The sequence below is a fragment of the Arthrobacter sp. JUb119 genome, from assembly GCF_024807995.1.
GTDB lineage: Bacteria > Actinomycetota > Actinomycetes > Actinomycetales > Micrococcaceae > Glutamicibacter.
This window is the reverse complement of record NZ_JANUFE010000006.1, coordinates 205,419-213,777: the sequence shown is the minus strand read 5'-3', so window position 1 is coordinate 213,777 and position 8,359 is coordinate 205,419. Positions and strand designations below refer to the sequence as shown.

Genomic DNA, 8,359 nt, shown 5'->3' with positions numbered 1-8,359 from the left:
GGCGTCTACATGGGTGCCTCCTTCGCCCCGAACCACAAGGGCATGCCGATGGTTCCCCAGGACGCCCGCATCGACTTCTTCTCCCGCCAGGTACTGACCGGACGCAATGTCATGGCCAAGTCCAGCTGGGGAAACCGCGTGCTCTCCCACGTCTACGGCGGATTGAACTACCAGGTGGAGCACCACCTGTTCCCGTCCATGCCGCGCGCCAACCTGGCCGGCGTCTCGCGCATCGTGCGCCAGTACTGCGACGAGCACCAGGTCCCGTACACCGTGGCCAGTGTCCGCGAATCCTACGCACAGGTGATCACCTACCTGAACAAGGTCGGGCTATCGGCCCGGGATCCTTTCGAGTGCCCGATGATCTCCGGTTACCGCGTCAGCGCATAGTTCAGGCTGAAGCAGCAAAGAGCTAGGATCCCTTGCCACCAAAGGCAAGGGTTCCTAGCTCTTTCCCGTCTGCGTCAAGGACAAGCATCTTTTCGCCGTCCTCCAGCTTGGCGGAGGCAGCGCGCGAGAGCCAGTCATCCACGCCTTCGCAGAACATCTTGGTCGAAGCCAGCGCGGCGAATTCCAGGTCTTCGGATGCACTCCAGGTACCGGCGAGGCGGTTGCAGCCATCGCTGCCGGTGATCTTGCCGTCTTCGGCAAGCGCCAGCCACGGCTGGCCTTGCTCCTTGCTGCCCCACAAGCCGACCGGATCCTGGAGTATCACGCTGGTCTCGCTTTCAGTTGGCTGGCTGGCGCCCGGCTCGCCCGGGGTCGCCCCGCAGGCGGCAACACCGAAAGCCAAAGACAGTGCCGCGGTGCGCAGGAAGAATCGCTTCATATCCCCCAGCCTAGGTCTTCGGCCCACCCGCTGGCCAGTACCGGATTACGGCTGGGAGTCTACTGGCTGGGTAGGCTCCTTCGGCCCGACAACCTCGATTGCCCCGGTCACCGTACGCTGCACGCCGGTGCTGACGGGAACGACTTCTTCGGCAACTGGCTTGCTGCGGGCAGCATGGCTATGGCGCAGATCAAGGATACCGACCAGCAAGGTGGCCAGGACCAAGAGGGAAATGGCAGCGAATGAGAGCGCCATGGCGATCGAGTACCCGGCTACGTGGTTCATGCCGTAGAAGACAGCGGTAATCACCGCAATGCCCACCGCAGTGCCCACGCGCTGGGAAGTCTGCATCAAGCCGCCGGCACTGCCGGAGTTGGCCACGGGAACTTCCATGAGGGTCAGCGCCTGGTTAGGCGAAATAATGAAGCCCTGGGCTACGCCGATGAAGGCCAGCGAAAGCAGCATCCACCAGATGTTCAGCAGCCCGCGATCCTCCAGGACCACCACGGCAATGGTGGCCAGCAGGCCGAACAGGGCGCTGAGAATGCCGCCGATGACCATTTTTCGCCCCACGGTCATGACATAGCGTCCGGCGATGTCGGAGCTGAAGGCGGAGAGCAGGGCCGCGGGAAGGCAGATCAGCCCTGCCTGCAGGGCACTGAAACCCTGGGATTGCTGGACGTAAATGGCCACCAGCACCCAGACGCTGGAAACACCCATGAAGTACAGGCCCGCAATGAGCGTGCCGTTGGTGAAGCTGCGGATCTTGAACAGGGCCAATTCCACCATTGGTTCGCGCCCGAGCTTCTTGTACTTCTTCTCCCACCAGACCCAGAGCACCATGACCAGCACTGCCAAGGCCAGCAGCGACCAGAGCCATGGGGTTTCGCGGCCCTGGACGAATGGCAGGAGCAGGGCGAAAATGCCAACCGCCAGCAGGAGGCCGCCAACCGGGTCCAGATCCACCTTGCCCGCTGGCTTGTTGAACAGCGGCTTAGGCAGCCACAGCAGCGCCAGGACAATAGCCAGCACGCCGACCGGGACGTTGATCAAGAAGGTGGCGCGCCAGCCGGCGTCTTCGCCAAACCAGTTGATCAGCAATCCGCCCAGCACCGGCCCAATAGCTACCGAGAAGCCGACGGCGGTGCCCAGCAGCCCGTAGGCCCGGCCGCGGGCCGCGCCACGGAAGTGCTGCTGGATCATGCCCATCACTTGGGGGTTGAGCAGGCCTGAGCCAACGCCCATGATGAAGCGGGCAATGTTCAATACCAGTGGATCCGCGGCCAGCCCTGCGAGGATGCTGGCGGCTGTGAAGATCGCCAAACCCGCCACGAACATCACGCCACGGCCCAGCAGGTCGCCGGCGCGTCCGGCAGCAACCAGCACCACGCCGAAGGTCAGCGCATATCCGGCCAATACCCACTGCAGGTCCGCTTCGGTGGCGTGCAGGGTGGAACCGATGGCAGGAAGAACCACGTTGACGATGCTGACCGAAACCAGCGACATGAACATCGCTGCCAGCAGCACGCCCAGCAATCGCCATCGTGCTCCGGCCGAGAGTTCTTCAGCAACTGGTACCGGATGCGGCTTGCTCTGGGACATGGGCCAACTTTCAAACGAATTCCAGGCCGCACAATCCTGCGGTCCTTCAACCTACAGCGTTGGCCAGCTGGCTAATATTCCCTGTCGAGGTGCTTATTTCACTCTTTGTGGTCTTCGGCGGCCCGGTTGAGCTCGAGCATCTGCGCAATAGCCAGCAACCGCAACTCGACGACTTCCCCGAAAAGGTCATCGCTGTCCTGCTGCGGCAGCTCGAGCGCTTGGCGTGCCAGCGGTGTCGGAACTTCCGGGTAGGCGTCAAGCAATTGGACCGGCACCAGCGAGCTCACGTAGTCCGGGCTGTCCTTCGAGCGGCGGTCATAGTAGTAATCCACATGCATCACGAAACCCAGGACATCCCGTTCCAGGGCGCGGACCATGGCCACTGCCTGCTTGAGCGTCAGCCCGATATCCACGAAGAAGGCGAGGATCCGTTCCATCAATTCATTGCGGAACGGGCCGGGCTCCACCTTGAGCTTTTCGTCGAGCGTCAATTGCGAGGCCCGGGGGTAGGCCCGGTAGGCCCGGCGCGTCGCGTTGTACGCTTCGGTCACCCCGAGCTTCCAGTCGTTGCAGTCGAACTCGATCAGCGGATTGATCGAGATGAAGCGCCCCACCGCCAGGTTGATGACTTCTTGGCGATCCGCCACGTAGTTGTACAACGCCCGCGGGGTGACATTGAATTCGGCCGCAAGACGGTGCATGGTCAGCGCGTCGTAGCCCTCGGCACCGGCGATTTCCAGAGCCTTCTGGGCCAGCTGCTCTTTGCTCAGGGACTGGAATTCAGAGTCCTTGCGCGGGCGCCCGCGACCACGTTTTGTCGGTTCAGGAGAGGAATTTTCCTTATTCTCGGCCATGTCACGAGGATATACGCATTTTCTCTGTAAATTCCCATTAAGCGCCTACAAGTATTGAAACTCCTAAAACAGGGCCAGCAATTTCCTGGCTCGTTCGTGCCACATGCCGGCAGCTAGCGCGAGATGTCCTACGGCGAAGCTCATGCCGCCAGCCAGCCACGGCCAGGCCAGGACCGCCCCGTAGGTTCCTGGCAGCGCAGCGACGAATCCAGCGGCCATCACCAGCAGGCCGGCTGCGACCAGCGCAATATGAGCCAGCTTCCAGCGGAAGGGCAACAGCATCGCCAGCACGGCCAGCAGCGCGGCCGGAGCCAGGATCAGCCATGGCGCAGCGCTGAAGCTGGCCAGGCCTTGGTAGCTGGCATACCCCAGGACCAGGATCAGCAGCACCGCCGCGCACACCAGCCAGCCGGGCCCGGGGCTTGCCATGGAACCGCGCATCATCAGCAGCGGGGTGAAAACCTGTGCCCAGAGCAGCACGGTCACCGGAATGAAAAAGAGCGAGAGCTGTCCGCCACCGGCCGCGCAGATAACGGTCATGATCACAGCCCCGAGGATGTGGATGGTGGTGCCGGCACTATTGGGCAGCCACAAGGGAACCAGGCTGAGGATGACCGGAATGAACGCCAGCCAAATCAGCTGGGATCCGATCAGCAATTCGAGTTGCCCCAGCAGCCCGCCAACTCCCCCGGCAACAAAGCCGAAGCTCTGTTCGTTGGCCAAGGCGGCTTGCGGCGGGGCGAAAAGCACCACCATCAGGGTCAGCAGTGCGAGAGCGAAAATTGGCCACGCCAGAATACGCGTCAAGAAGTACTTGCCGCTGCCCACTTCCAGGGCTTCGGGCTCATGGCGTTCGAATTTGAGCGCGCGCGAGGCAGGCTCGCCGAGCAAGCGGATCAAATCGCTCTTGCGGCGTCCGCCGCCAGGCAGGCGGAGAATCTCCTGCTTGGTGGTTTCAATGACTTCGTTGCGTTCTTGCAAAGACAAGAAATCCAGCGCACGGCGAAGTTGCTCCAAGTAGTTGCGGGCGGCGCGCGGCAAGTAGGGCTTCATGCCTTTTACTCTACGTGCTCCGGCCCATGGGCTGACGCAGGCAAAATGGGGCAACGCCAGTGGCGTTGCCCCATCTGCCCGAAGCGGTCAGTTGCTGCGGGCTACTTGCCTGCGCCGGCGGTCAGGCCGCCGACAATGTACTTCTGCAAGAACAGGAACAATGCCATCACCGGGATCGCTGCCAGTACCGCACCGGCAGCGAAGACCGACCAGTTGGAGGTGAATTCCTCCGAGACGTAGGAGTACAGTCCCACAGCCAGCGTCTGGTTCTCCGGGGAGACCAGGATGACCGAGGCGATCACGAAGTCCGAGGTGCTGGAAATGAAGGACAGCAGGCCCACGACGGCCAGGATCGGTGCCACCAGGCGCAGGATCATGGTGAAGAAGATGCGGGCATGGCCAGCACCATCGATCTTCGCCGCTTCATCGATTTCCACCGGAATGGTGTTGAAGAAGCCGTACATCAGATAGGTGTTCACACCCAGTGCCCCGCCCAGGTACACCATGATCAACGCGATCTGGTTATCGATGCCCAAGACCGGGAAGACATCTCCCAGCGAGGTGAGCAGGATGAAGATCGCCACTACGGCCAGCAGCTGCGGGAAGATCTGCACAATCAGCAAGCTGACCAGGCCCACGCGGCGGCCGGTGAAGCGCATCCGCGAGAAGCTGTAGGCAGCCAAGGCGCCGAGGAACACCGAAGCGGCCGCCGTGGTCAGGCCGATCACCAAGGTGTTGATGAACCAGGCGCCGAAGGGACGCTGCTGATTCTGGAACAGCTCCACATAGCTGTTGAAGCCGATGGTGGTGAACAATCCATTGGAAGACAGCAGGGTTCCATTGGGGTTCAGCGAGGCCGAGAGCACGTAGAGCAGCGGGAAGGCCGCATAGATGCACAGGGCCACGCCGATCAGGTGGCGCCAGCCGGTGGAGGCGAACCATTTGCCCAGGCCCTGGCGCCCCGCGCGTCCCTTGGGTGCGCCGGCTACCGGCCTGCCGGTGATTTCGGTGCTCATTAGTTCAGCTCCTCCAGTGCCTTGGTCTGCTTGAAACTGATAATCGAGATGATCGCGACGATCACGAAAATGATGATGGAGAAGGCGCTGGCCAGCCCATAGTCGCGCTGGGAGCCAACGAAGGCCACCTTGTAGACCATGGAGATCAGGATGTCGGTGGATCCCACGTTCAGTCCTGCATCCTGCATGCGCGGCCCGCCTTCGGTGAGCATGTAGATCACGTTGAAGTTGTTGAAGTTGAAGGCGAAGGAGCTGATCAGCAGCGGAGCCACCGAGACCAGCAGCAGCGGCAGCTTGATCAACCGGAAGATCTGGAACGGCTTCGCCCCGTCGATGGTGGCCGCTTCGGAGAGTTCATTCGGAATGGACTGCAGCGCCCCGGTGCAGACCAGGAACATGTACGGGAATCCGAGCCACAGATTCACCCAGAGCACGGAGAACTTCGCCAGCCACGGGTCGGTCAGCCAAGGGATCTGCGCTCCGCCCAGGAGCACCTGGTTGACGAACCCGAAGTCGCGGTTGAGCATGCCGGCCCAGACCAGCCCGCCCAGGAACGCAGGGAATGCGTAAGGCAGGATCGAGATGACGCGGTAGACCTTCCGCCCCTTCATGCGCATGTCGTTGAAGACAATCGCCAGGAACAGCCCGAGGAAGAAGGTGGTCGCCACCGACAGGAAGGCGAAGGCGAAGGTCCACACGGTGACAGAGAACAGGGCGTTGCGGATCGAGGAATCGGTGACCGCACGGGTGAAGTTCTCGAAGCCCACGTTGATGGACCAGCCGGGCATCAGCTGCGAGCCGTCTTGCGCGGTATACGCGCCCACGCCGGTGTCCCGGTACACCACGCCGGTCTGCTGATCGGTCATGGTGTCCGCGGCTTCATCATGCTTGATGGAGGAAGTGTACTGGTAGGCGGTGCGGCCATCGCTGGTGCGCACGGTGCCATCTGCCGGGTTCTCGGTGAATGGAACGGCCAGCGAGGTGACTTCCTGCTGGCGGCCCAGCAAATCGGCGAAAGCCAGTTCGGAGTAGTCCCCCAGGCCAGCGGGGTCTACCGGGACGAAAGGATCATCCGCATCGCCGAGCAGCTGCTGGCCATCGCGCTCAATGAGCATCGCCAGCCCGTCTTGCCCCTCGAGGATGGACACCGGGTAGCCGGCTGATCCCTCGACGCGGTTCTGGTTGGATTGCAGCAGCGCGCTGATCGCGTCATCCTTATCCGAGTTGTGCCCCGAACCGTAGTTGGTGAAGGCGATATACCCGGTGTAGCCGATCACGAAGACCTGGAAGATCAGCAGGAAGATGGTGCCCGGCAGCAGGTACTTTGCCGGCAGCCATCCGCGCTTGAAGTAGACCACGTTGATCAGCACGGTAATGGCCGCGATCACCGCGGCGATCGCCCAGGCTTCGCGCCCCAGTGCGGTGAAGACCGCGAAGAGCGCGGTCGCATCGACGATCGCCACCAGGATGATCTTGGCGAGCATGGCCCCAATGGAGGTGCTTGTGGCATTCGCGAAGCGCCTAGCTGCCGGTGACAGCTTGGGCTTCGTCTCCTCGGTGCCGGGTTGCGGCCCTTGGCGGGCGGTCTTTGTCATCTTCCAGATATCCCTGTCGATCAAGTGCAGTTAGCGCTGGTGAATTGCAGGCGCTGGGGCCCGGAAGAGTTCCTCCCGACCCCAGCGCCCACCGTTGTGCCTGGTGGCAGGTGTTCCTACTTCGAGATGGCCTTTTCGATATCCGAGGTCATCTGCTTCCAGCGCTTGGCTGGATCAGCCTTGCCGGTGATGATCTCGGCCTCGGCTACGCCCCAGAACTCCCATACGGCAGCCATTTCCGGGATGTTCGGCATCGGCACACCGTTGGCGCCGACCTCGCCGAAGGCAGCGATGGTTTCATCGGCCTTGGCCGCTTCGAATGCCGCGTTGTTTGCCGGCGGGCGGTTGCCTACCTCGTACAGTTCGGTCTGGACTTCTTCGGTGCCGATGTAGTTGGTCAGGAATTCGGTAGCGGCCAGCAGGTTCTCGGTCTTCGCGGAAACGAAGAAACCCTGCACGGCGACGAATGGCTGGGCCTGTTCTCCACCGGCCGATGGAATCGGGTCGATTTCCAGGTTGATCTCAGCTTCTTCCACTGCTTCCACGTTCCATGGACCGGTCAGGAAGAATGGCGAGTCGCCGGAGATGAACTTCTCCTTGGCAATGTCCCCGTCGAGGCTGGTCTTCAGGTTGCCTTCTTCGCCCTCTTCAGCCAGCCACTTGGCGAACTCGATGCCGCCCTCGTTGCCGATCTGCAGATCTGCCGGGTCGTAGGCGCCCGTATCATCGGTGCCGAACACCGGTGCGCCGAAGGAGGTCTGGAACGGGTAGGCGTGGAATGGGTCGCCGACATCAGAGACCTGCACCAGGAACGGGAATTCGGTGCCGGCCTTCTCGCCGGCGGCAATCATGTCATCGAAGCTCGTCGGAGCTTCCTTGACCAAATCCGCATTGCGCAGCAGGGCCAGGTTCTCGGTGGCGTAGGGAACGCCGTAGGTGTTGCCCTCGTAGCTCATGGCGTTGACGGCGACGTCCTGGAATTCGCCGGCCTTGTCGCCCAGCTCAACTGGCTGCACGACACCGTTGTTGACCAGGTTGCCCAGCCAGTCGTGGGCGCCGATGGTGATATCCGGGCCTTTGCCGGTAGGAACCTGGCGCAGGAAGTCTTCCTGGATCTTGGAGAAGTCCTTGATCACCAGGTCCACCTTGACCCCGGACTGCTTCTCGAAGTCCGCCGCGGCCTCCTTCAGCACTGGTTCGCGGTTGGCATCCACCCATACGGTCAGTTCGCCGCCGGAGGCGGCTGCCGGGGAGGATTGCGCCGCTGCGGGGCTGGAAGAAGCTGCTGGCTCGCTGGTGCCAGACCCGCCGCAGGCGGTGAGCGAGAGTGCGGCAATGGCCGTCAGTGCTCCGCCGAGAAGCCAAGGGTGCTTATTCACCTTCATGGGATGTCCTTTCGTGACAACTGTG

The 8,359-nt window shown here is 62.2% G+C and carries 8 protein-coding genes; 1 reads left to right on the top strand and 7 read right to left on the bottom strand.

Translation table 11 applies throughout. The annotated features are described in order from the left end of the window. On the top strand, nt 1–390 hold a 390-nt coding region (locus M2368_RS16015), incomplete at its 5' end, for a fatty acid desaturase family protein (RefSeq protein WP_498724710.1). A gap of 22 nt (nt 391–412) precedes the next feature. On the opposite strand, the gene M2368_RS16010 is transcribed toward M2368_RS16015, so the two are convergent. The 7 genes from M2368_RS16010 to M2368_RS15980 all read right to left on the bottom strand — a co-directional run bounded on the left by M2368_RS16010 (nt 413) and on the right by M2368_RS15980 (nt 8,334). Next, nucleotides 413–829 carry an META domain-containing protein gene (locus M2368_RS16010; RefSeq protein WP_498724709.1) on the bottom strand — a complete coding sequence of 139 codons (417 nt, stop codon included), beginning with the start codon at nt 827–829 and terminating at the stop codon, nt 413–415. A gap of 45 nt (nt 830–874) precedes the next feature. Beyond that, nucleotides 875–2,431: an MFS transporter gene (locus tag M2368_RS16005; RefSeq protein WP_332488224.1), complete on the bottom strand. Its 1,557-nt coding sequence runs from the start codon at nt 2,429–2,431 to the stop codon at nt 875–877. Between the two features lie 98 nt (nt 2,432–2,529). Then, complete coding sequence (locus M2368_RS16000) at nt 2,530–3,285, bottom strand: TetR/AcrR family transcriptional regulator (RefSeq protein ID WP_105662609.1); 756 nt, start codon at nt 3,283–3,285, stop codon at nt 2,530–2,532. A 63-nt stretch (nt 3,286–3,348) separates the two neighbouring features. Continuing rightward, on the bottom strand, nt 3,349–4,338 hold the full coding sequence (locus tag M2368_RS15995) for a hypothetical protein (protein WP_332595165.1): 990 nt from the start codon (nt 4,336–4,338) through the stop codon (nt 3,349–3,351). A gap of 101 nt (nt 4,339–4,439) precedes the next feature. Further along, the gene (locus M2368_RS15990; RefSeq protein ID WP_105658448.1) at nt 4,440–5,354 is read right to left on the bottom strand and encodes a sugar ABC transporter permease; all 915 of its coding nucleotides are present in this window, start codon (nt 5,352–5,354) and stop codon (nt 4,440–4,442) included. Further along, nucleotides 5,354–6,949, bottom strand: a complete 1,596-nt coding sequence (locus M2368_RS15985; protein ID WP_498724708.1) for an ABC transporter permease subunit — start codon at nt 6,947–6,949, stop codon at nt 5,354–5,356. Before M2368_RS15985 ends, M2368_RS15990 begins: the two co-directional genes overlap by 1 nt. A 116-nt stretch (nt 6,950–7,065) precedes the next feature. Continuing rightward, the gene (locus M2368_RS15980; protein WP_498724707.1) at nt 7,066–8,334 is read right to left on the bottom strand and encodes a sugar ABC transporter substrate-binding protein; all 1,269 of its coding nucleotides are present in this window, start codon (nt 8,332–8,334) and stop codon (nt 7,066–7,068) included. Between the last annotated feature and the right edge of the window lie 25 nt (nt 8,335–8,359).